This window comes from Domibacillus sp. A3M-37 (genome assembly GCF_024213455.1).
GTDB classification, from domain to species: Bacteria; Bacillota; Bacilli; order Bacillales; family Domibacillaceae; genus Domibacillus; species Domibacillus tundrae.
In genome coordinates this window covers 379,722-402,126 of record NZ_JANAVL010000002.1, presented here as the reverse complement: position 1 = coordinate 402,126, position 22,405 = coordinate 379,722, and the positions used below count along the sequence as shown (strand labels likewise).

Sequence of the window (22,405 nt, the reverse complement as noted above, 5' to 3'; positions counted from 1 at the left end):
GAAAGAAAAAGGAGTCTGCAGGCAGACTCCTTTTAACATCCTAGTATCTGATTTCTTTAATGCGCGCTGCTTTACCGCGTAGGTTACGCAAGTAGTACAATTTCGCACGACGAACTTTACCACGGCGCATTACTTCGATTTTCTCGATTTTCGGTGTATGAAGCGGGAATGCACGCTCAACGCCCACACCGTAAGAAATCTTACGCACTGTGAAAGTTTCGCTTACGCCGCCGCCGCGACGCTTGATTACAACGCCTTCAAATAACTGAACCCGCTCACGTGTACCCTCGACAATTTTAACGTGTACACGTACAGTGTCTCCGGGACGGAATGCTGGAAGATCAGAACGAAGCTGCTCCTGTGTTAACTCTTGAATCAATTTGTTCATTGTGTTTTCCTCTCCTTCTAACAAATGCTCATACCCGCGCAATCACGACAGCGGAACACCGTTGTAATGCAGTGTGTTATTTTGCACACTGACTCCAAAATTTTATCATATTCTTATATTGAAATCAACTTATTTTCGTATTTTCCATGAATTAATTTGCTGCTGTTCTTCTTTTGTCAGCTCAATCAATTCTAATAAATCCGGACGTCGTTCCAATGTACGCTTTAATGACTCTTCACGGCGCCATTCGTCAATATGTTTATGGTTGCCGGACAGGAGCACATCGGGTACTTTCATGCCTCTAAAATCAGCCGGCCGCGTATAGTGGGGATGCTCCAAAAGCCCGGATGAGAACGAATCCTGCACTGCCGAGTCTTCATTTCCAAGTACACCCGGCAGCAGCCGGACGACACTGTCTGCCACAACCATTGCACCAAGCTCGCCGCCTGTTAATACATAATCCCCAATCGAAATTTCATCAGTGACAAGATGCTGGCGGACTCTTTCATCATATCCTTCGTAATGTCCACATAAAAAGATAAGATGCTTCTCTTTTGAAAGCTCCTCGGCTTTTTGTTGCGTGTATCGTTCGCCTTGTGGACACATCAGAATAACGCGGGGGTTCTCCGCTGTTTTTTTCAAGTCATCAACTGCGTCAAAAAGCGGCTGCGGCTTTAAAACCATTCCTGCTCCGCCGCCATACGGATAATCATCTACCACTTTATGCTTTCCTTCCGCATAATCCCGGAAGTTCACAGCCCGAAATGTGGCTTTCCCTTTATCAGCTGCTTTTTTCATAATGGAAGCAGAAAAAACTCCTTCAAACATTTCCGGAAACAATGTTAATACATCGATTTTCATTCGAGCAATCCATCTATCGGCTCGATGATGATGAGCTTTTCATCTGGATCAACCAATTTCACGACGTCATCGATATAAGGAATATAGACTTCTTTGGCGCCGTTCTGCACAACCCACACATCATTGGCGCCGGGCGTAAGCACTTCTTTCACGACACCAATCACGTCACCTGCAGCTGTTTTCACTTCACAGCCGACGATTTCATAAAAATAAAATTCTCCTTCATCCAAATCGCCCAGGTGCGCTTCATGGACTTTTAAGACAGCGCCTTTAAACGGCTCCACGTCTTGAATCGATGAATAGCCTTCAAAAGTTAACAGATCAAAGGTTTTATGAGTACGATACGATGCGACAATAACTGGAGTGCCTTCCTTATCTCCTTGTTTAAAAACTGCTAGTTCGCTTCCTTTTTTGTACCTTTTTTCAGGAAAGTCTGTCTGCGACAAAACACGGACTTCCCCGCGCAGGCCATGTGTATTGACAATTTTTCCAACGTTAAACCATTTGCTCATTTTTTCACCCCTCGGTGCGAATTTCGATAATGATGCCATCTTTTACAACGATTGTGCCACTGGTTTTTCCATCAAAACGATCACCGGCTTTTATATCAACAATCGATTGAATGTCCCGTTCTTTCAGTTCAGTGCCAAGCGGCAGCTGGTCAAGCTGGCTCATTTGAAATTCCACCACTGCTAATTTTTCATGGCGCTGATCAATTTCAATTTGAAACCGGGCCGCTGCTTCCGCTTGCTTAGAGCCGCCGCGCTCCGCTTTTTTCTTTTCGAATAACAGCTGGGCTGTTTCCCTCTCTAACCGGCGCTTTTGCTGTTCATATGCATCCATTCGCATTTGTTTCAGGGAATCTGTTACCACTTGAACGACTGATACTGTTTGTAAAATGTGCATCCCCACCGCTCCTTTACATGGAACAAAAATGGCAATTCCCCAAAAGAAAATTCTTTTGGGGAACTGTTGTCTCGCAATAGCTTACTTGCTATATTTGGCATTATGGAATTTTTCCATAAGACCTTCTTTTGAGAAAAGATTGCGGACTGTATCAGACGGTTTCGCACCATCTTGAAGCCATTTAAGCGCAAGCTCTTCATTGATTTTCACTTCTGCTGGCTGAGTAACCGGGTTGTATGTTCCGATTGTTTCAATTGAACGGCCATCACGCGGCGCGCGGGCGTCAGCTACTACGATACGATAGAATGGGGATTTTTTTGCACCCATACGTTTTAAACGAATTTTTACTGCCATGCTAATAAGCACCTCCGAAATAGTTTCACACAAGATAGAATAATACCAAATAGTTAAAGTGTTGTAAAGTGTTTTTTCTTTACAGATTAAATCTGTTTTAGATTACATAAAAGGAAGCTTTGGCATGCCGCCTTTTTTCTTGCCTTTTTGCTGCATCGAAGACATTTGTTTCATCATTTTTTTCATGTCTTCAAACTGTTTTAACAAACGGTTTACTTCCTGAATCGATGTACCGGAACCGCGGGCAATCCGCTTGCGACGACCAGAATTAATAATTTCCGGCTGCTGTTTTTCATTCTTTGTCATGGAGCGGATGATCGCTTCAACACGGCCGATTTGTTTTTCGTCAACCTGCACATTGTTTAAGCCTTTCATTTTGTTTGCGCCCGGAAGCATTTTTAAAATTTCATCGAGCGGTCCCATTGAACGCACCTGCCCCAGCTGTTCTAAAAAGTCATCAAATGTAAACGACATCGTCCGCATTTTTTGTTCCAGCTCTTTTGCTTTCGTCTCATCCACATTTGTTTGGGCTTTCTCAATAAGCGATAGCACATCGCCCATCCCTAGAATACGGGACGCCATCCGCTCTGGATGAAACTGCTCAAGAGCGTCTAGTTTTTCACCCATCCCGACAAATTTGATTGGCTTTCCGGTTACAGCGCGGATCGACAATGCAGCTCCGCCACGTGTATCCCCATCGAGCTTTGTAAGCACAACACCGGTAATGCCAAGCTGCTCATTAAAGCTTTCCGCTACATTTACGGCATCCTGGCCGGTCATTGAATCGACGACGAGAAAAATCTCTTCTGGCGATGACAGGTCTTTAATTTGTTTTAGCTCATCCATTAACCCTTCATCAATGTGAAGGCGGCCGGCTGTATCAATCAGGACATAATCCAAATGATCATCTTTTGCTTTTTGAATCGCCTGCTTGGCAATTTCAACCGGGCTCACTTGATCACCAAGTGAAAAAACAGGCATATCAAGCTGTTTCCCTAGCGTTTCCAGCTGTTTAATCGCCGCTGGACGATAAATATCCGCCGCAACGAGCAACGGCTTCCGATTATACTTTTTACGAAGCAGGTTCGCAAGCTTTCCGGTCGTTGTCGTCTTCCCGGCCCCTTGCAGCCCGATCATCATAATGACGGTTGGCGGGCGCTTTGCTGTGCTTATCCGGCTTTCTTCGCCGCCCATTAATTCTGTTAATTCTTCTTTAACGACTTTAATGACCTGCTGGCCTGGCGTTAAGCTTTTCATCACTTCCTGGCCGACAGAACGCTCGCTTACCTTTTTGACAAATTCTTTGACGACTTTAAAGTTAACATCCGCTTCTAAAAGAGCAAGACGTACTTCTCGCATCATTTCTTTTACATCGGATTCGGATACTTTCCCTTTGCCGCGGATTTTCTGCATTGTTCCTTGCAGTCGTTCGGCTAATCCTTCAAATGCCATCATGCAGTCCCCCTATTCAAGCTCCTCAATCGCCTCGATTACTGTCAGCATAGCTTCATCAGCCCGTTCTTTCAACTGATCAATTAACGCCTGGCGCTCTTGGAATTTCTTTAGCAGCATTAATTTCGCTTCATATTCTTCAAGCATTGTTTCTGTACGTTTTATATTATCATAGACCGCCTGGCGGCTCACTCCATATTCATCGGCAATTTCGCCGAGCGAATAGTCATCCAGGTAGTATAGGGACATATAGCTGCGCTGTTTGTCGGTCAGAAGCATCTGATAAAAATCATACAGATAATTCATCCGCATCGTTTTTTCAAGCACGGCTGTCCCTCCTTTGTTAAGTGAAAAGCCTTTACACTAAAATAGTGTACCTGCTTCTGTCTTTTCTGTCAAGAAAGGTGAAAAACAGCCGATTATTCGGCTGTTTCATCCTCTGACTCGGATTCTTTTTGTTCAAATGCCTGAGCAAACAGTCCATAAGCGTATTTTTCGGCATCAAACGGCTGCAGATCGTCCATTTTTTCGCCAAGACCGACAAATTTAACCGGTACGCCAAGTTCTTTCCGGATGGCAAGTACGATACCGCCTTTGGCTGTCCCGTCAAGCTTTGTCAGCACAATACCCGATACAGCCGTCGCTTCTTTAAACGTTTTTGCCTGAATGAGTGCATTTTGTCCCGTTGTCGCATCTACAACGAGCAGGACTTCATGAGGCGCCTCTGGAATTTCCCGTTCAATTACGCGCTTTACTTTTTGCAGTTCGTTCATAAGATTGACTTTGTTTTGCAGACGTCCGGCTGTGTCACATAATAAAATATCGGCGCCTCGTGACTTAGCTGCGCGTACAGCGTCATACATGACGGCCGCCGGGTCGGATCCTTCCGCCTGCTTAATAACATCTACGCCAGTCCGTTCCCCCCATACTTCGAGCTGCTCAATCGCGCCCGCGCGGAACGTATCGCCGGCCGCAAGCATCACTTTTTTGCCTTCCGTTTTAAATTGGTGCGCAAGTTTGCCAATTGTTGTTGTCTTTCCGACGCCGTTGACACCAACAAACAAGATGACCGTTAATCCTGTTTCTTGAATATTTAATTCAGATGACATCTCATCATCGCCAGCGTAAATACCCACAAATTTTTCAGTAATGATTTCCCGGAGCGCTTCGGGTTCATTTGTGTTTTGGCGTTTCACTTCCAGCTTCAGTTCATCAATCAACTCCACCACTGTATCAAACCCAACATCCGCACCAATCAGAATTTCTTCAAGCTCTTCAAAAAAATCTTCATCGATCTTGCGGTAGCGTGCAAATAAGTTATTCATTTTTTCGGAAAAGCCGGACCGTGTTTTCTTTAGCCCTTCCGTATATTTTTCCGTCGTTTGTTCCTGCTCCTGCGAGCCGGAAAGTTTCTCTTTTAATTTTTTAAAAAAGCTCATCGTTTTCATCCTTTCTTTTATTATGTCACTGCCGCTTCTTCAAGTCTCACTGATACAAGACTTGTAACTCCGGATTCCTGCATGGCAACTCCATACAGTGCATCCGCTTCTTCCATCGTCTGTTTACGATGCGTAATAACGATAAATTGCGTTTCTTCACTGAACTCTTTTAAATAACGGCTGAATCGGTGAACGTTCGCTTCATCGAGTGCTGCCTCCACTTCATCTAGAATACAAAATGGCACCGGCCGCACGCGCAGAATCGCAAATAGGAGCGCAATCGCTGTCAGCGCCCGCTCGCCACCCGACAGTAAGCTTAAGTGCTGCAGTTTTTTCCCCGGAGGCATCGCCGAAATATCGACACCTGAATTCAGAATATCTTTCGGGTCCGTCAATTTCAATTCCGCCCGGCCGCCGCCAAACAGCTGAATAAATGCCGGCTGAAATTCAGCTTTAATCGCTTCAAATGTTTCCGAAAAACGGCGCATCATTTCAATGTCCATTTCGCTCATAACATCCCGAAGTGTTGATTTCGCTTCTTCCAAGTCTTCCTTTTGACCACGCAAAAAAGCCACCCGTTCAAACGTCATTTCATATTCTTCAATAGCGCCAATATTCACATCGCCCAGTTCTTCTATTGCTTTTTTAATGAGTCGCACGTTCCGTCTCGCTTCGTCAATTGGGCGGGTCAAAGGATACAGTCGCTCCGCTTCTTCAAATGACATGCCGTATTGCTCATTTAGCTTTTGCAGCCACGTATCAATCTCAACATCTAAACGGGCAATGGCTACATCATGCCCACGCACTGATTCTGTCAAGCCTTTCAGCAGGCGGCGTGATTCTTGCAGCGAAGCCGCTTCCTCTTCCAACTTTTGCGCTTTGTCATTTCGTTCTGCCTTAAACGAGGCAATTTGTTTCACAAGCCGGTCTTTTTCAATTGCCAGTTCATCCGACTGCTGTGCAAGTGTCAATCCGGTCGATCCACTGTCAGATCGCTCGTTTTCCATAAACGCTTGTTCATCTTTCAGCTGCTTCAGCTGCTTTTGGACATCTGTCAATTCCATGCGCAGCCGGTTTTCCTGCTGATTGTTATATGCAAGTTGTTCTTCAAGCACCGCTATTTGTGGACGGAGCGTATTGACCCGCTCCGCCAGCCGGTCCCGTTCGGAGGAGTCTGTTTTTTGCTTTTGTTCGATCGAAGCCATTTGATTATCCAGCAGGTGAATCGCTTGCTGTTTTTCGGATAAAAGCTTGAATGCTTCGTGTTTCCGCTGCTCAAGCCGGTCTTTTTCTTCCTGAAACTCTCGTTTTTCCGCGTCATATACAGCGAGCCGGTCGTTAATCGACTGTTCATTAAAGGACCATTCCAGCTGCTGATTTTTTGCTTCCTGAAGTCCCTGCCGATACAGCTCGCCTGTTTCCTCAAGCCGCCCGACGAGTTGGTCGCATTCAGCGGCGCGAATCTGAAATGCTTTCACTTCTTTTTCCACTTGAGCTGTTTTTTGCTCCATCTGTCCAATTTGTCCGTTTAACGTTTCTAGTTCATTTTTGCGGCCAAGCAGCGACGCACCTGTTTTTTTCATTGAGCCCCCGGTCATTGAGCCCCCGGCATTCACCACGTCACCTTCAACTGTTACAACGCGATACCGATGATTCACTTTACGAGCGATGTTGTTTGCTTCTTCAAGTGCTGCTGCAATGATGACATTTCCCAGTAAGTGGCGGGCTGCGCGCGCATACTGCTCATCGTAGTCCGTCAGTTCCACAGCTGTTCCGAGAAAACCGTTCTCGTGCCGGACAGATGCTAATACATGATCCGGAACAGATTTTTCTTTTACGGTTGACAGCGGCAAAAACGTCGCCCTGCCATATTTATGCTGCTTTAAAAAAGTGATCGCTTTTCTGGCAGCTGGCTCATCGGTCACAATAATATGCTGAAGGGCACCGCCAAGTGCTGTTTCAATTGCCAGTTCGTATTGTTTCGGCACCCGGATTAATTCAGCGGCAGCGCCAATCACGCCGGACAGACGGCCTTTTTTCTCTTTTAATACTTCTTTAACACCAGAGAAGAAGCCCGAATAGTCTTCTTCCATTGAGACTAAAAGATCACGGCGGGACGACGCTTCCTGCAAAATTTGGTATGCCTTATATAAAGCATTTCGTTTTTTTTCAAGCGATTCTTTTACTTCATTCCGCTCCCGTTTTGCCCCACGATAAGCGGTCGTATGTTCATCAAGCTTTTGTTCTGCTGACAAACGTGCTTTTTCAATTTGCTCCTGTTCTTGCTGAAGCGCGGCTCGTTCAGACAAATATTGATCGTTGTGCCCGCCGAGCCGCTCAAACCGGGCCGTCAGCCTTTCAAGCTGGCGGTCAATTTCAATCAGCTCATTTTTAGCGGCTGCTTCTTTGCTTAAATGGTCAATGTAATCTGCTTTGAGCGACTCAAGTGTATCGCCGCTGTTTTGGGATAAAGCGCGCAGCAGTGCTTCTTTTTCCGCTGCTTCTTTCTTTAATGTCCCAAACGCCTGCTTTTTTGTTTCGGACAACGTTTTTACTTCCGCTAATGCTTGTTTTAACGAAGCTTCTTTTTCTTCCGCTTCCTTCATCGATTGGACGAGCTTTTCTTCATTATAAGAAGCATTTTTTTGGCGTTCATCCATCAAACGCCGTCTTCCCTCAATTTTTTCAAGTGATTCAATAATAGTCATAAGCTTCTGCTGGGTCGATTCTTCTTGAAGTGAAAGCTTTTTCACTTCCTGTTCTAATGTCCGGATGTGTGATTCAGCTTTTTCCGCCTCTTCACTAAAATAGGTAATCTGCCCTTCTTGATGATGCCGGTCCTTTTTTCGTTCTTCCCATTCTGCATGTGACTCGGCAATATCATGCGCCCAGACAGATGCTTCCACTTCTTTTAATTCTGCTTTTTTTTCAAGAAAATCTTTTGCTGCAGCCGCCTGAATTTCCAGCGGTTCTACCCGCTGCTCCAGCTCATATAAAATGTCCTGCACACGGCTGACATTTTCTTCTGTTTCAGCAAGCTTTATTTCCGCTTGTTTTTTGCGGGTTTTATATTTCAGCACACCAGCCGCTTCTTCAAATATCGACCGTCGTTCTTCAGGACGGCTGTTTAAAATTTCATCGACGCGTCCTTGTCCGATAATAGAAAATGCACCGCGGCCAAGTCCGGAGTCCATAAACAATTCAATAATGTCCTTTAGCCGGCAGCTTTGTTTATTGATAAAAAACCCACTGTCGCCATTTCGATTTACGCGGCGCGTGATGCTTACTTCACTGTAATCAAGCGGAAGTGCCCCATCCCGATTATCGAGCGTAATGGTCACGTCCGCTTCATTCAGCCGCCTTCTCGAATCACTTCCGGAAAAGATAACATCTTCCATTTTTCCGCCCCGCAAATTTTTAGCGGACTGTTCACCAAGCACCCAGCGAATCGCTTCGGTAATATTGCTTTTCCCTGAACCATTCGGCCCGACAACAGCTGTCACACCGGGCATAAAGTCGATGGTTATTTTCCCTGCAAATGATTTAAATCCCGCTATATCAAGCTTTTTCAGGATCATGTCTATCCACCTGTCTCCTACTTCGATTGTTTTACATGTTCAAGCGCCATGCGCGCTGCAAATTGCTCTGCTTCTTTTTTTGACCGTCCGGCACCACGGCCGAGCACGGTACCATTTAACGAAACTTCTGTAATAAATTCTTTATTGTGCGCAGGGCCTTTTTCTTCTAATATCCGATACGATGGCGCCCCTTTAAGTTCACGCTGCACAAATTCCTGCAGCTGGCTTTTAAAATCCATCACATGAGAAAAAGCACCGGCGCTGATTTTCGGAAAAACGATCTTTTCCAGAAAAGGAACAACCGCTTCCATTCCCTGATCTAAGTAAAGGGCGCCAATATATGCTTCAAATACATCTGCTAAAAGAGCGGGCCGCATTCTTCCTCCAGTCATCTCTTCCCCTTTTCCAAGCAAGATGAGCTTGCCGAGTTCAAGCTCGTTCGCAAATGTGACCAGTGATGGTTCACAAACGACCGCTGCCCGGAGTTTCGTTAATTCCCCTTCTGACATAACCGGATATGTTTTATATAAAAATTGCGAAACAGTCAGTTCTAAAACAGCATCTCCTAAAAACTCCAGCCGCTCATTATCTTCATACGGTTTTCTCCGATGCTCATTCACATATGATGAATGCGTAAATGCCTGCTTTAATAACGATTCGTTTTGAAAATGGATGTCCATTTCCTCTTGAAATTCATGAAACTCCATATTTTTCCGTTCGGAATAACGCTGCTCCCGATTTGTTTTTTTCATTCTTGTTCCTCCGCAATGTTAAAATGCACACAAAAATAGTTTAGCCGAAAAAAATGTATAGCGCAAAGAGAATTAAAAAAGCAGACCCGATTAGCCGGATCTGCCGTTAATGGACGATTAGTTTTTGCTGTTTATGTACGTTACAGCGTCGCCTACCGTCGTAATATTTTCCGCATCATCATCGGAAATTTCCATATCGAATTCGTCCTCAAGCTCCATTACAAGCTCAACAACATCTAAAGAATCTGCGCCAAGATCTTCCTTGAATTTTGCATCAAGGTTGATTTGTGATTCTTCGACACCTAGACGATCGACGATAATTTTTGTTACACGTTCTAATACATCTGCCACTATGATTCACCTCCCCTCAAGTATTATAGACGATTCAATCCGTCAAAACACGCTTTTTCTTACATCGCCATGCCGCCGTCGACACCGAGCACCTGCCCGGTAATATATTTAGCGCCATCACTTGCTAAAAATGCAGCCGCGGCGGCGATGTCAGCAGTATCACCGAGCGTTCCAAGAGGAATCTGGCCGATTAGCTGCTCTTTTGCCTCTGCCGACAGTTTATCCGTCATATCTGTTGCGATAAAGCCAGGAGCAATTGCGTTGACCGTAATGCCACGTGCAGCGAGCTCACGCGCAGACGCTTTTGTTAAGCCGATTACACCTGCTTTAGCTGCCGTGTAATTGGCCTGGCCTGCATTTCCGATCCGGCCGACAACCGAAGAAATATTAATAATCCGGCCGCTTCTTTGCTTCATCATCTGGCGGGTAACCGCTTTTGTACATAGGAAAACACCTTTTAAATTCGTGTTAATAACGTCATCCCACTCCTGATCTTTCATACGCATAATCAGGTTATCGCGCGTAATGCCCGCATTGTTCACCAAAATATCAAGGCGGCCAAATTGAGCAACTGTTTCTTTTACCATCGCCTGTACAGCATCACTATCTGAAATATCGCATTGAACGATAAATGAACGTCGTCCCATTGCTTGGATTTCATTGGCTACTTCTTTTGCTTTTTGTTCATTCCCAGCGTAATTGACTGCAACATCCGCACCGTGACGGGCAAGTTCTAATGCGATGGCTTTACCGATGCCACGGGACGCGCCTGTGACAAGTGCTGTTTTCCCTTCAAGATTCATTCCGTTTCCTCCTTCAGTGCTGCCACTGTTTTTACAATCGATTCTTCATCGCTGATGGCGAACGTCCGAACACGCCGATTTACTTTTTTGATTAAGCCGGACAAAACGGTACCTGAACCGATTTCAATAAACGTGTCAACTCCTGCCTCAAGCATCGTTTGCACGCTGTCTTCCCATAAAACCGGTGAATACAGCTGTTTCACAAGGTTTTCTTTAATGGTCTCTGCATCGGTAACCGGCTGTGCATTCACATTGGCAATGACCGGTATCTGGCTCGGTTGAATATTTGCCTCATCAAGTACTAACTGTAACTTTTCAGCAGCAGGTTCCATAAGCGGCGAATGAAAAGGACCGCTTACATTTAATGGAATGACTCGTTTCGCGCCTTTTTCTTTTAGAAGTTCAGATGCTTTTTCAACACCTTCTTTTGACCCTGAAATCACAATTTGACCCGGGCAGTTAAAATTGGCTGCTGCCACTATATCGCTGCCTTTTGAAACTTGTGCTAACACTTCTTCAAGTGCCGCTCGTTCCATGCCAAGCACCGCTGCCATTGCGCCTTGGCCGGCCGGTACTGCTTCTTCCATTAAATTACCGCGCTGATGAACCGCATAAACCGCTTCTTCATATGTAATCGCGCCAGCTGCTGCTAAAGCAGAATATTCTCCGAGGCTATGACCGGCAGTAAAGTCTGGTATAATACCTTCTTCTTCAAACCGCTTTAACACAGCCATGCTGACTGCTAAAAGAGCTGGCTGCGCGTTTGATGTGAGCGTCAGCTTTTCTTCCGGTCCGTTAAACATAATGTCCGTTAATGAATAGCCGAGTTTTTTATCCGCTTTTTGAAGCATCTCTTTTATATATGCATGCTGATCAGCAAGTGATTTTCCCATGCCGACCATTTGGGAACCTTGTCCCGGAAATACAAACGCGATTTTCCCCATCTGTTTCGTCATTCCTTCCCACTGGCAATTTGTGATTCAATAATAGCCGGCACATTCGCCTGCGCCATTTTATGAGCTTGTTCGATTGCATGATAAAAAGCATTTGCGTCAGATGATCCGTGTGCTTTAATAACAGGCGCTTTTAAGCCAAATAAACCGGCGCCGCCATATTCAGCATAATCCATTTTATTTTTCAAGCCCCTCAATTCATCTTTTAAAAGCAAGGCACCAATCTTTGATTTTGTTGAAGCGGTTAACGCTGTTTTTAACATAGAGAAAATAGACAGTGCACTGCCTTCAATCGTTTTTAACACCATGTTGCCAGTAAAGCCATCTGTCACAACAATGTCCGCCACTCCGTTCAACAGCTCACGCGATTCAACGTTGCCGATAAAGTTCATTTCGGGCGCATCACTTAGCAGTTTATATGCCGCCTTTGTTAGTTCATTCCCTTTTTTTTCTTCCGTTCCGATGTTTAATAACCCGATGCGCGGTTTTTCAATGCCGCGGACTTTTTCAGCATAAACAGAACCCATCACCGCATATTGCAGCAAGTGCTCCGGCTTTGCGTCTGCATTCGCTCCGGCATCGAGCATGACAAATCCTTTGCCGTCAACAGTCGGAAACGTTGGCGCCAAAGCTGGCCGTTCCACCCCGTCAATACGGCCGATAACGAATAACCCTGCTGCCATAAGCGCACCCGTATTACCCGCTGACACACAAGCAGCTGCTTTTTTATTCGCCACAGCTTCAGCCATCATAACGAGGGATGACTGTTTTTTTCGACGAACGGCCCGAACGGGTTCGTCTGTACCAAGAATAACATCCGGTGAATGAACAACTTCCACCCGGCTGCCTGCATCTAAAAGCGGCTGAATTTTCTCTTGATCTCCAAAGATCATTAATTCCAGTTCCGGTAATTCTTTCAATGCCCGGTTGACACCAAAAATAATTTGCTCAGGCGCATGATCACCGCCCATTGCATCAATTGCCAGTTTCATCTTTTTCCTCCTTTTCTACAGATGGTGCGCGAAACATCGAGAACTCACCCCGGAATACAAGATCACTGCCAACAAAACTCGCCACATCTACAATGGTTCGTCCTTTTTCGGATCGCGTGACTTTTGCTTTTGCAACGATGCGGCTGCCTTCTTTAACGGGCTGCGTAAACCGGATTTCAGCTTTACCTGTCAATGCCATTTCATCATTAATGACTGCTACAGCCAATGAATTGGCTTGCGCAAATAAATGATGGCCGCGCGCAATGCCATTGCGTGTAAACACGTGCTCTTTTTTTACATCAAAAATCGAAATGGCGCTTTTGTCCAATTCGATATCAATAATATCGCCAATCACTTCTTCAATTGGAAGCGAGCGGATCTCATCCTGCATGTTTTTCTCTGCTACATATTTAATGCGTTCTCTCAGCTCCGGAATGGACAGCTCCATTCGATCAAGCCGAATCGTTTGAACGCTTACGCTAAATTCCTGCGCCAGTTCTTCATCGGTCACAAACGGATTTTCCTGAATCGTTTTTTGCAGACGCTCCTGACGTTCTTTTTTTGATTGTTTCATCTTTCATCCCACCATCCGATATTAGGACTAGGTACTAAAAAACAGTATAAAGATAACAAAAAAAGAATGCAAGAGGCAACTTGCATTCTTAATCAAGCTTTTCGCCGGCGAGCACGCCGGAATCGGTCAAAGCGCTACGCAAATGGCGATATTCATCGTTCGTCCAAAAAGCTGGATCATTGATCAACGTATTGGCATCTTCTCGTGCGGTTTCAAGCGCTCGATAGTCGTGCACCATATCCGCCATTTTAAATTCAGGCAGACCGCTTTGCTTACGGCCAAAAAAATCGCCGGGTCCGCGCAGTTCCAAGTCTTTTTCACTTAATACAAATCCATCATTTGTTTCTGTCATCGCAGTCATGCGCTCTTTGCCGGTTTCGGATTTCGGGTCGGCAATAAGCATACAATATGACTGCTCCGAGCCCCGTCCAACACGTCCACGCAGCTGATGAAGCTGCGACAGACCGAATCGTTCAGCATCATAAATAATCATGACTGTCGCATTTGGCACATTCACGCCTACTTCCACAACAGTCGTTGATACTAAAATATTTAGGTCATTTACGCTGAACGATTTCATCACAGTTTCTTTTTCTTCGCCACTTAATCGCCCATGCATAAGACCGACAGTAAATTTCCCGTGAAAATGGCTTGTCAGCTGCGCATGGACATCAAGTGCATTTTGGAAATCGAGCTTTTCTGATTCTTCAATGAGTGGACAAATAACATATGCCTGCCGTCCTTTTTGAAGCTCTTTTTCCGTAAAATCAAGAACGCGGCCAAGCATCTCTTCTTTCGCCCAGTACGTTTCAATCGCTTTTCGGCCTGCAGGCATTTCATTAATGATCGACACATCCATTTCACCAAAAACGGTAATAGCAAGTGTCCGTGGAATTGGCGTTGCAGTCATAAACAAAACGTCTGGGTTTTCTCCTTTTGACCGGAGGACCCGGCGCTGGTTGACGCCAAACCGATGCTGTTCATCTGTGATCACAAGTCCGAGATTATGAAATATAACATCATCCTGTATAAGCGCATGTGTCCCAATTAAAATATCGATGTCGCCTGCTTGAAGGGCGCCAAGCAGCGCTTTCCGGCGTTTGCCTTTTACTGTGCCTGTTAACAAAGCGATCGAAATACCAAATGGCTCAAGCATGTCATGAAGCGATTTCGCATGCTGCTCAGCCAAAATCTCAGTTGGCACCATTAAAGCACCTTGAAATCCAGCTGTTACCGATGCATAGAGTGCTAGTATGGCTACCGCTGTTTTGCCGCTGCCGACATCTCCTTGCAGCAGCCGGTTCATCCGGTACGGCGCCTTCATATCCGCACAAATTTCATTAACGGCTTTTTTCTGTGCATTGGTTAATTCAAAAGGAAGCGAGTCAATTAATTTCTTCAGCCTGGCAAGGTCATATTTTTGTATGATTCCGCCGGACTGCTCCCGAATCGTTTTTCGGAGCGCCTGCATTTTCAGCTGAAAATAAAAGAATTCTTCATACACAAATCGGCGGCGCGCCTGCTTCATTTCATCGTGTGATTCCGGAAAGTGAAGCGCCCGAATCGCCTCTTTTCTTTCCATCAACCGATACTGCTCAGTCAAGCGGACCGGCAATGTTTCTTCAATGTAATCACCGTACAAGTCGATCGCCTGGTTGACGAGTTTTCGAAATTGCTTAAGTGGGAGCGCGTTACGCAGCAAATAAACCGCTTCAAAATCAGTTCCACGCGAATAGGCGCCGGTCTCCATCATCTGTCCGGAAATCGCCAGCCGGTGGCGGTCCCACTTTCCAGTCACGGTTACTGTATCGCCAACAGCCGCTTTTTTCTTCAAATAAGGCTGATTAAAAAACGTTACGTTAATCAAATGGGACCCAGACAGCATTTTAAACGTCAGGCGTGATTTTTTCTTTCCGTAATACATGACTGACGGCTCTGTTTGAATCACGCCTTCGATTGTTACTTTTTCATCATGGGCCGCTTCTTCGGGGTTTTTCAGCCGCATATCATCATAGCGGGCTGGAACAAATTCCATTAAATCGCCAACAGTCAGCACGCCAATAGAGGACAGTGACAATTGAGCTTCTTTCCCCGCTCCTTTCAATACACTGATTGGCTGATTAAGCGGATGGCTGGTTTCAAGCATCGTTTTTCCTCCTTTCATATACAAGGATCAAATGCTAGAATCGCGACGTCCCTGTCGCAACGCATTTGTGACCTGCTTCCTGCAGGCCTAATGAGAAAAAGAGAGAGAATGATCTCTCTCTCTTGTTTATTCAATCGAAAAAATAAACGGATACAGCGGCTGCTTTCCGTCGTGCACTTCCACTTCAACATCTGGATAATTTTGCTCGATAAAATTCGTTATTTGTTCCACCACTTCTTCTGAGGCTTCTTCCCCATAAATAACAGTCACAATTTCCGACCCATCATCGAGCAGTGATTGAAGAAGCTCTTTCGCCGCTTCTGCTTTTTCTGAATGCGTCACAACGATTTTGCCTTCTGCCAGACCCATGAAATCATCTTTTTTAATATCAATGCCATCAATCGTCGTATCACGGACAGCATGTGTTACTTGCCCGGTCTTCACTTGGGCAAACGCTGCATTCATGGCGTCCCGGTTTGATGATTCAACACCATCTGGATTAAACGCGATCAACGCAGCAAGACCTTGGGGTACGGTTTTCGTTGAAATAACAGACACAACAGATTCTGACACTTCCGCTGCCTGTTCTGCGGCCATAATAATGTTTTTATTATTCGGCAGCACAAAAACATGCTCGGCATGGCAATCCTCGATTGCTTTGACAATGTCTTTCGTAGACGGGTTCATTGTCTGGCCGCCTTCAATAACAGCTGTTGCGCCGATGCTTGTAAATAATTCCGCTATTCCTGAACCCATTGCAACCGCAACAACACCGTATTTTGTTTTTTCGGACGGCTTAGCCGCAGGTGCCGAAGATGAACCTGTAATCGCGCTATGCTGCTCACGCATATTTTCAATCTTCATACTGATTAAACTGCCGTATTGCTGTCCAATTGTTAATACATCACCTGGATGCTCGGCATGAATGTGTACTTTAGCAATTTCATCATCGGAAATCACAAGCAGCGAATCACCGAATTCACTCAGTTCATGACGGAACCGGTCTTCGGAAAAAGGATTTTTTGATAGCTTTTTCTCTTCGAACTTCACCATAAATTCCGTGCAGTAGCCGAATTCGATGTCTTCTGTATTCATAAAGCTCTGTACACTTTTATGGTGCTCGGCACTGACCAGATTTGTCATGTCCTGCCGCGTGGAGAGCGCTGCCGGAAGTGCTTCTCCTTTAAGCTCAGCTAAAAAGCCTTCATATACAAGCAAAAGTCCTTGTCCGCCGCTGTCGACCACACCTACTTCTTTTAAGACCGGCAGAAGCTCGGGCGTCCGATCCAACGAAGCCTGGCCTTCTTTTACAAGTGCTTCCATAACCGCAATAATATTCGTTTCTTTTTGTGAAACGACTACTGCTTTTTTGGCCGCATCTTTTGCGACAGTCAAGATGGTCCCTTCGACTGGCTTCATAACCGCTTTGTAAGCTGTTTGAACCCCCGCTTCAAACGCAGCCGCCAGTTCAAAAGCCGAGACTTCCTGCTTGTTAGCGATTGCTTTTGAAAAGCCGCGGAAAAGCTGGGACAAAATAACGCCAGAATTTCCCCGTGCGCCCATCAAAAGCCCTTTCGACAGCGCTTCCGCCGTTTTGCCGAAATGCGTTTGTTTCGACGATTCGGTTTCTTTTGCTCCTGATGTCATCGATAAATTCATATTCGTTCCCGTGTCGCCATCCGGAACCGGAAACACATTCAATGCATCCACCATATCCGCGTTCACCGATAAATGCTGCGCGCCCGCCTGAACCATCCTGGCAAAGCGCAACCCGTCCAATGAAGTCATACCCACAAAAATTTCCTCCTCACACTACGGGTTCGTTACCCGTACACCCTGTACAAAAATATTAACAGAATCGACTGATAGTCCTACTGTTTGATTAAGCGTGTATTTTACTTTTGACTGAACGTTGCTCGCCACCTCGGAAATTTTTGTTCCATAGCTGACGATAATGTACATGTCAATAAAAATGCGATCTTCTTCCTGGCGTACGAGCACACCGCGCGTAAAATTTTCACGGCGCAAAATTTCCGCAATGCCATCTTTTAATTGTTTTTTTGACGCCATTCCGACAATGCCGTAGCAGTCTACTGCCGCGCCACCTGCAATCATCGCGATCACTTCATTTGAAATGTCAATTTGACCGAGTTCTGTCGTTAATTCAATCGTCACAAAAAATCCTCCTCGCGAATCAAACTATAGTCATTTTACTATATTTATATACAACTTCACAACTGAACAAACGGATTGACTTCCTTTTTAACTGTCAAGTGATTTTTCTTGAAAGACTTTTTCAAAGCTGTTGCATTCATTGGTTGATTATGATAAATTATTTAAGTGTCTTGCACATAAAAACGTAGACAATGATGATCCTGAATAGTAAGGAGTGAATACAATGCCAAAAAAATGTGTTATTTCTGGCCGTAAAGCACGTACTGGAAACAACCGCTCACACGCGATGAATTCAAGTAAACGTACATGGGGCGCTAACCTTCAAAAAGTTCGTATCCTCGTTGACGGTAAACCAAAACGTGTTTGGGTTTCTGCCCGCGCACTTAAATCTGGAAAAGTTGAACGTGTTTAATTTTTCCATAAATAAAAAAGCACCGGCGCCAAATGGCACTGGTGCTTTTTTATTTTCTTTTTTTCCCGGCTGACAGCACCATACGGATCATGCCCCCGACAAATTTCGGCAGTTTTAATGTGTAAAATTTCAATGGCTTCTCCTCCCGTCACGGCTTCTAATAACCATTAATATGCCTGAACGAAATGAAAAGACCCCTTTTTTTTCAAGGATTTCATTGCTGACACATCTGGAGGAACCTTTTTGGACGGTGAAGTTGTGAAGCGGAAATTTAAACCCAGAAAGTGTCAGCCCTTCAACTTTTTCACTCATTGCAAAAAAAGAAATATAGGGCCATTGTTCTTTTTGGTCAATGACCGTTTCTCCCGGCGAATAAACAGAAATTTCATTTTGGTGGTCAACAATCACAACAGGACAATCCAGCTCTTTTTTCATAAGCAATGTAACCGCGCCGAAAAAGTGATCAAGCCGGCCGCCTGTCACTCCGTACAAAAAAATCGCTTCTGGTTGTTGCTTTATTGCAGCATTCAGCGCAATTTCAAGATCGGTTTCGTCTTTTTCAGCTGGGAATTGAACATAATCCGGGACCACAGCCGCAATCCGGTTCCATTCTTCAGCCGTTATCGAATCAAAGTCTCCAAACGCTTTGGCAGGTGTAATACCTCGTTCAAGCAAATAAAGGGCGCCCCGATCGACGCCAATCCATTGGTCATCCGTTTCAGGATTCATGTTTAAAATTGGCAGTTCCTTCTCTGGTCCACCGGCTACAATTCGAATGATCACGCGTTTTCCGCAGCGGCACGAATTGCCTGAATGGCCGTGCCTCGGTCCTTTTCATTGTAAATAGCGGAACCGGCTACAAGAACGTTGGCACCGGCTTCTGCACACTTTTTAGCAGTTTCTGTATTCACACCGCCGTCCACTTCAATGTCTACTGTCACGCCCGCCTCTACAATCATTTCACGGACATGGCGAATTTTTGGTACAACCGCTTCAATAAAAGATTGGCCGCCAAACCCAGGATTGACTGTCATCAATAGAACCATATCAATATCTCGAATGACATATTGGAGCGTATCTGCCGGCGTAGATGGATTTAGGACGACACCCGCTTTTACACCAAATGAGCGGATGAGCTGAATGGTCCGGTGCAAATGTGGGCAGGCTTCAGCATGAACCGTAATAATATCCGCTCCCGCTTTCGCAAACGCTTCAATGTATTGGTCTGGATTGCTGATCATTAAATGCACATCAAGCGGCAGGCTTGTTACCGGACGGATCGCTTCTACAATAAGCGGGCCGATTGTTATATTTGGCACAAAATGACCATCCATTACATCAACATGGATGTAATCCGCGCCACCGTTTTCCACGTCTTTTATTTCTTCACCAAGCCGCGCAAAGTCAGCGGACAAAATAGAAGGGGCAATCTTTATCATAACATCAGTACCTCGGCTTTCTCTCTTTAATTTCCTCTATAAACTGTAAATAATGATTATAACGATAAGAAGGGATTTCTGACTTCTCCACCGCTTGTTTTACGGCACATTTTGGTTCATTAATATGAATACAGCCACGAAATTTGCAGGAAGAGCTCAACTCTGCCATCTCGGGAAAGCAAGCCGAAACATCTTCCACATCAATTCCATCAAAATCCAATGAACTGAATCCAGGCGTATCTGCGACCAGCCCGCCTGCTGCCGGAATTAATTCCACGTGCCGGGTTGTATGCTTGCCGCGGCCAAGCGAGCTGGAAATTTCATCCGTTTTTAATTCAAGATCCGGTCGAATTGCATTTAATAATGATGATTTTCCAACCCCAGATTGTCCTGCAAACACTGACGTCTTGCCGGTTAAATAATCTTCAAGCGAGTTAAGGCCAGCCATCGTTTCAGAAGATGTCTCCACAACGGTATAGCCAATCTTTCGATAATCTGCAATAAATGCATTAAGCTTTTTCTGATCGTCAGCCAGATCCATCTTTGTCAGACAAATGACCGGTTCGATATTTTTTGACTCGATCAGCAATAAAAAGCGGTCAAGCAGCATGGTACTGAACGCCGGTTCCATCGCGGAAAAAACAAGCACAGCCTGGTCAATGTTAGCGACTGGCGGCCGAACAAGATCATTTTTCCGTTCTCCAATGGATAAAACATAGCCTTCTTTATCATTTTCTGCCTCATATTCAACATAATCTCCGACGAGCGGGGTAATATTTCGTTTTCGAAATATTCCCCTCCCGCGGCATTGAATAATGTTTTCCCCATCAAGTACGTAATAAAAACCGCTTAACGCTTTAATGATTTTGCCTTCTGGCATGTAGCACCACCTTATTCAGATTCTGTTTCTTCGGGATACGGAATGGTTTCATCAATAATGACTACTTGGTCCCGCATTACTTTGTATCCTGCTTTTTCGCCTTTTTCAACGACAAATTCAAGCGTACGCTTCGTTTCTTCCGTAATTAAAAACTTTTCATACGGCTCAGTCATGCTATGGGTTGCATCTTCCATGTAAATCTGAACTTCCTGCGGATCTCCTTCTGTTTCCGGCTCATATGGAATGACAATTTCCGTTGATACTTCTGCCAGTGGAATCTCTTCCGGTCCTTTTGACAGCGTCACTTCTACCGTGCTTCCCGGTTCCACTTCATTTCCGGCTTGCGGAGACTGGCTGATCACCTGTCCTGCAGATACCGAATTGGAAAATTCTTCACCCGAAATGTCAATAATAATCCCATTGGAGTCTCCATAGTCTTCCAGGCTTTTTTCGGTATAGCCGGCAAGATCCGTTAACACCACATTGGCAAGACCGGCACTGACAGTCAATTCAACATCCGATTCTTCCGGAATGACGCGTTCATCTACGTTTGGATTTTGTTCCAAAACCGTTCCGGCTTCACTTTCGTCATAAATCATTTCCGTTTCCACGTTGCGAAACCCGGCTTCTTCAAGAAGTTCACGTGTTTCTTCCAGCGTTTTTCCCGTGTAATCCGCCATTGCTTTTCGTTCTTTTCCAGCGGAGACAAATAAATCAATTTCACTGCCTTCTTTCACCGTTTCCCCAGCTTCCGGAACGGTCCGTATCACTTTTCCCTGCTCAATATCCGCACTGAACTCTTCATCGGAGTCGCCGACAATAAAGCCAGCATTAATTAACATAGAGGCAGCCGCTTCAGGGCTGTTCCCATTTGTCTCCGGCACTTCTGCATCTCTCGGTGTCGTTGCTACTGTCCAAGCAATAACGCCCAGAATGCTAAGAGTAATCAAAAAAAGCAAGATCCATGGCCATTTCTTTTTCTTTTTCAATGGAACCATCTCTTGTTTTTTTTCAGAAGAGGATACAGTTGGCTGAATACGTTCTGGCGGCTTCGGGCTAAAGACTGGAATAGCTTTCGTCACTTCGTCATTGTCGTCTGGAATCATAAACTTTTCTTCATGCAGGCGGTATTCTTCAAGAGCGGTTGATAAGTCATGTTCCATTTCTTCTGCACTCATGTAACGATGAAACGGATCTTTCGCTGTTGCATGTAAAACAATGTTTTCAATGCTTTGTGGAATCCCGGGATAGAGCTGCTTAATAGAAGGTGTTTCTGTCTGCAGGTGTTTCAATGCAATCGATACAGCTGATTCACCGGAAAATGGGAGCTTCCCTGTTAACAGCTCGTACATGACGATGCCAAGCGCATAAATATCTGACTTTTTCGTTGCCATACCGCCTCTTGCCTGCTCAGGTGAAATGTAGTGAACCGATCCGAGAACAGCATTCGTTTGTGTAATGGATGTGGCGCTCATTGCCATCGCGATGCCGAAATCGGTCATTTTCACCGTTCCATCCCGGTCCATCAACATATTGTGAGGCTTTACATCACGGTGAATAATCGAATGCTGGTGAGCAAACGAAACAGCAGCTGTCATTTGTTTCATAATATCAATCACTTTTTCGTATGGAACCGGCGAAAATTGCTGAATGTATTCTTTCAGTGTCATTCCGTCCACATACTCCATAACGATAAAGTGAACATTATCTTCTTCGCCAACGTCATAAATATTGACAATATTCGGATGAGCAAGGCTTGATGCAGCTTGAGCTTCACGCTGAAAACGGCGTAAAAATTCATCTTCCCCTGCAAAATCAAACCGGAGTACTTTAATGGCCACATCACGGTCTAAAATCATATCACGCGCCAAATAAACGTGCGCCATACCGCCTCCGCCAATCGTCCGGACAATTTTATAACGTCCGCTTAAGCTTTTGCCAATTAACATG

Annotated in this window: 24 protein-coding genes; 1 reads left to right on the top strand and 23 read right to left on the bottom strand. The window is 45.1% G+C overall.

All coding sequences use genetic code 11. The features are described from left to right. Positions 1–40 precede the first annotated feature (40 nt). The 18 genes from rplS to NLX67_RS06080 form a co-directional block, all read right to left on the bottom strand. Positions 41–388, bottom strand: a complete 348-nt coding sequence (gene rplS / locus NLX67_RS06165; protein WP_046179152.1) for a 50S ribosomal protein L19 — start codon at positions 386–388, stop codon at positions 41–43. A 129-nt stretch (positions 389–517) separates the two neighbouring features. Continuing rightward, complete coding sequence (gene trmD, locus NLX67_RS06160) at positions 518–1,249, bottom strand: tRNA (guanosine(37)-N1)-methyltransferase TrmD (RefSeq protein ID WP_254310734.1); 732 nt, start codon at positions 1,247–1,249, stop codon at positions 518–520. Then, positions 1,246–1,761, bottom strand: coding sequence for a ribosome maturation factor RimM (rimM, locus tag NLX67_RS06155; RefSeq protein ID WP_046179150.1), 516 nt, complete (start codon positions 1,759–1,761; stop codon positions 1,246–1,248). The genes trmD and rimM overlap by 4 nt, the downstream gene beginning before the upstream one ends. A 4-nt stretch (positions 1,762–1,765) precedes the next feature. After that, positions 1,766–2,155: a YlqD family protein gene (locus tag NLX67_RS06150; RefSeq protein ID WP_046179149.1), complete on the bottom strand. Its 390-nt coding sequence runs from the start codon at positions 2,153–2,155 to the stop codon at positions 1,766–1,768. A gap of 81 nt (positions 2,156–2,236) precedes the next feature. Further along, positions 2,237–2,509, bottom strand: coding sequence for a 30S ribosomal protein S16 (rpsP, locus tag NLX67_RS06145; RefSeq protein ID WP_046179148.1), 273 nt, complete (start codon positions 2,507–2,509; stop codon positions 2,237–2,239). A gap of 102 nt (positions 2,510–2,611) precedes the next feature. Beyond that, positions 2,612–3,961, bottom strand: coding sequence for a signal recognition particle protein (gene ffh / locus NLX67_RS06140; RefSeq protein ID WP_046179147.1), 1,350 nt, complete (start codon positions 3,959–3,961; stop codon positions 2,612–2,614). 12 nt (positions 3,962–3,973) lie between these two features. Next, complete coding sequence (locus NLX67_RS06135) at positions 3,974–4,288, bottom strand: putative DNA-binding protein (protein ID WP_254310733.1); 315 nt, start codon at positions 4,286–4,288, stop codon at positions 3,974–3,976. 92 nt (positions 4,289–4,380) lie between these two features. Next, the gene (gene ftsY / locus NLX67_RS06130) at positions 4,381–5,400 is read right to left on the bottom strand and encodes a signal recognition particle-docking protein FtsY (protein ID WP_046179145.1); all 1,020 of its coding nucleotides are present in this window, start codon (positions 5,398–5,400) and stop codon (positions 4,381–4,383) included. 20 nt (positions 5,401–5,420) lie between these two features. After that, positions 5,421–8,978 carry a chromosome segregation protein SMC gene (gene smc, locus NLX67_RS06125; RefSeq protein ID WP_254310732.1) on the bottom strand — a complete coding sequence of 1,186 codons (3,558 nt, stop codon included), beginning with the start codon at positions 8,976–8,978 and terminating at the stop codon, positions 5,421–5,423. Positions 8,979–8,995: 17 nt separating this feature from the next. Next, positions 8,996–9,730 carry a ribonuclease III gene (rnc, locus tag NLX67_RS06120; protein ID WP_046179143.1) on the bottom strand — a complete coding sequence of 245 codons (735 nt, stop codon included), beginning with the start codon at positions 9,728–9,730 and terminating at the stop codon, positions 8,996–8,998. A gap of 117 nt (positions 9,731–9,847) precedes the next feature. Beyond that, positions 9,848–10,081, bottom strand: a complete 234-nt coding sequence (gene acpP, locus NLX67_RS06115; protein WP_045850123.1) for an acyl carrier protein — start codon at positions 10,079–10,081, stop codon at positions 9,848–9,850. 59 nt (positions 10,082–10,140) lie between these two features. After that, complete coding sequence (fabG, locus tag NLX67_RS06110) at positions 10,141–10,884, bottom strand: 3-oxoacyl-[acyl-carrier-protein] reductase (protein WP_254310731.1); 744 nt, start codon at positions 10,882–10,884, stop codon at positions 10,141–10,143. Further along, positions 10,881–11,828, bottom strand: a complete 948-nt coding sequence (gene fabD, locus NLX67_RS06105; protein WP_046179325.1) for an ACP S-malonyltransferase — start codon at positions 11,826–11,828, stop codon at positions 10,881–10,883. Before fabD ends, fabG begins: the two co-directional genes overlap by 4 nt. An 8-nt stretch (positions 11,829–11,836) precedes the next feature. Further along, positions 11,837–12,829: a phosphate acyltransferase PlsX gene (gene plsX, locus NLX67_RS06100; RefSeq protein ID WP_046179141.1), complete on the bottom strand. Its 993-nt coding sequence runs from the start codon at positions 12,827–12,829 to the stop codon at positions 11,837–11,839. After that, on the bottom strand, positions 12,813–13,403 hold the full coding sequence (gene fapR, locus NLX67_RS06095) for a transcription factor FapR (RefSeq protein WP_254310730.1): 591 nt from the start codon (positions 13,401–13,403) through the stop codon (positions 12,813–12,815). Before fapR ends, plsX begins: the two co-directional genes overlap by 17 nt. Positions 13,404–13,491: 88 nt before the next feature. Beyond that, positions 13,492–15,549 (bottom strand): ATP-dependent DNA helicase RecG, encoded by a 2,058-nt coding sequence (gene recG / locus NLX67_RS06090; protein WP_254310729.1) that lies wholly within the window; start codon positions 15,547–15,549, stop codon positions 13,492–13,494. A gap of 126 nt (positions 15,550–15,675) precedes the next feature. Continuing rightward, positions 15,676–17,343 (bottom strand): DAK2 domain-containing protein, encoded by a 1,668-nt coding sequence (locus tag NLX67_RS06085; protein WP_254310728.1) that lies wholly within the window; start codon positions 17,341–17,343, stop codon positions 15,676–15,678. Between the two features lie 18 nt (positions 17,344–17,361). Continuing rightward, positions 17,362–17,724 (bottom strand): Asp23/Gls24 family envelope stress response protein, encoded by a 363-nt coding sequence (locus NLX67_RS06080; RefSeq protein ID WP_046181079.1) that lies wholly within the window; start codon positions 17,722–17,724, stop codon positions 17,362–17,364. A 223-nt stretch (positions 17,725–17,947) separates the two neighbouring features. Here NLX67_RS06080 and rpmB point away from each other — a divergent pair, with 223 nt between their 5' ends. Next, positions 17,948–18,136, top strand: a complete 189-nt coding sequence (gene rpmB, locus NLX67_RS06075) for a 50S ribosomal protein L28 (RefSeq protein WP_045850130.1) — start codon at positions 17,948–17,950, stop codon at positions 18,134–18,136. A 49-nt stretch (positions 18,137–18,185) separates the two neighbouring features. Here rpmB and spoVM read toward each other — a convergent pair whose 3' ends face one another. From spoVM to pknB, 5 genes are read right to left on the bottom strand one after another with little or no spacing between them, the layout of a single operon-like run. Next, positions 18,186–18,269, bottom strand: a complete 84-nt coding sequence (spoVM, locus tag NLX67_RS23175) for a stage V sporulation protein SpoVM (protein WP_046175094.1) — start codon at positions 18,267–18,269, stop codon at positions 18,186–18,188. Then, entirely contained in the window at positions 18,266–18,919 is a 654-nt protein-coding gene (locus tag NLX67_RS06070) for a thiamine diphosphokinase (protein WP_254310727.1), read from the bottom strand. Before NLX67_RS06070 ends, spoVM begins: the two co-directional genes overlap by 4 nt. Then, positions 18,916–19,575, bottom strand: coding sequence for a ribulose-phosphate 3-epimerase (gene rpe, locus NLX67_RS06065; RefSeq protein ID WP_046181077.1), 660 nt, complete (start codon positions 19,573–19,575; stop codon positions 18,916–18,918). Before rpe ends, NLX67_RS06070 begins: the two co-directional genes overlap by 4 nt. Before the next feature lie 4 nt (positions 19,576–19,579). Beyond that, the gene (gene rsgA, locus NLX67_RS06060; protein ID WP_254310726.1) at positions 19,580–20,455 is read right to left on the bottom strand and encodes a ribosome small subunit-dependent GTPase A; all 876 of its coding nucleotides are present in this window, start codon (positions 20,453–20,455) and stop codon (positions 19,580–19,582) included. A gap of 11 nt (positions 20,456–20,466) precedes the next feature. Next, entirely contained in the window at positions 20,467–22,404 is a 1,938-nt protein-coding gene (gene pknB, locus NLX67_RS06055) for a Stk1 family PASTA domain-containing Ser/Thr kinase (RefSeq protein WP_254310725.1), read from the bottom strand. Position 22,405 lies beyond the last annotated feature (1 nt).

What these genes read in the sequence shown, in the direction of transcription:
- ftsY (WP_046179145.1), bottom strand. Translation starts at nt 5,400, where the DNA reads ATGAGCTTTTTTAAAAAATTAAAAGAGAAACTTTCCGGCTCGCAGGAG.
- ffh (WP_046179147.1), bottom strand. Translation starts at nt 3,961, where the DNA reads ATGGCATTTGAAGGATTAGCCGAACGACTGCAAGGAACAATGCAGAAA.
- rimM (WP_046179150.1), bottom strand. Translation starts at nt 1,761, where the DNA reads ATGAGCAAATGGTTTAACGTTGGAAAAATTGTCAATACACATGGCCTG.
- smc (WP_254310732.1), bottom strand. Translation starts at nt 8,978, where the DNA reads ATGATCCTGAAAAAGCTTGATATAGCGGGATTTAAATCATTTGCAGGG.
- fapR (WP_254310730.1), bottom strand. Translation starts at nt 13,403, where the DNA reads ATGAAACAATCAAAAAAAGAACGTCAGGAGCGTCTGCAAAAAACGATT.
- rnc (WP_046179143.1), bottom strand. Translation starts at nt 9,730, where the DNA reads ATGAAAAAAACAAATCGGGAGCAGCGTTATTCCGAACGGAAAAATATG.
- rpsP (WP_046179148.1), bottom strand. Translation starts at nt 2,509, where the DNA reads ATGGCAGTAAAAATTCGTTTAAAACGTATGGGTGCAAAAAAATCCCCA.
- pknB (WP_254310725.1), bottom strand. Translation starts at nt 22,404, where the DNA reads ATGTTAATTGGCAAAAGCTTAAGCGGACGTTATAAAATTGTCCGGACG.
- rsgA (WP_254310726.1), bottom strand. Translation starts at nt 20,455, where the DNA reads ATGCCAGAAGGCAAAATCATTAAAGCGTTAAGCGGTTTTTATTACGTA.
- fabD (WP_046179325.1), bottom strand. Translation starts at nt 11,828, where the DNA reads ATGGGGAAAATCGCGTTTGTATTTCCGGGACAAGGTTCCCAAATGGTC.
- rpe (WP_046181077.1), bottom strand. Translation starts at nt 19,575, where the DNA reads ATGATAAAGATTGCCCCTTCTATTTTGTCCGCTGACTTTGCGCGGCTT.
- plsX (WP_046179141.1), bottom strand. Translation starts at nt 12,829, where the DNA reads ATGAAACTGGCAATTGATGCAATGGGCGGTGATCATGCGCCTGAGCAA.
- rpmB (WP_045850130.1), top strand. Translation starts at nt 17,948, where the DNA reads ATGCCAAAAAAATGTGTTATTTCTGGCCGTAAAGCACGTACTGGAAAC.
- fabG (WP_254310731.1), bottom strand. Translation starts at nt 10,884, where the DNA reads ATGAATCTTGAAGGGAAAACAGCACTTGTCACAGGCGCGTCCCGTGGC.
- rplS (WP_046179152.1), bottom strand. Translation starts at nt 388, where the DNA reads ATGAACAAATTGATTCAAGAGTTAACACAGGAGCAGCTTCGTTCTGAT.
- recG (WP_254310729.1), bottom strand. Translation starts at nt 15,549, where the DNA reads ATGCTTGAAACCAGCCATCCGCTTAATCAGCCAATCAGTGTATTGAAA.
- trmD (WP_254310734.1), bottom strand. Translation starts at nt 1,249, where the DNA reads ATGAAAATCGATGTATTAACATTGTTTCCGGAAATGTTTGAAGGAGTT.
- NLX67_RS06150 (WP_046179149.1), bottom strand. Translation starts at nt 2,155, where the DNA reads ATGCACATTTTACAAACAGTATCAGTCGTTCAAGTGGTAACAGATTCC.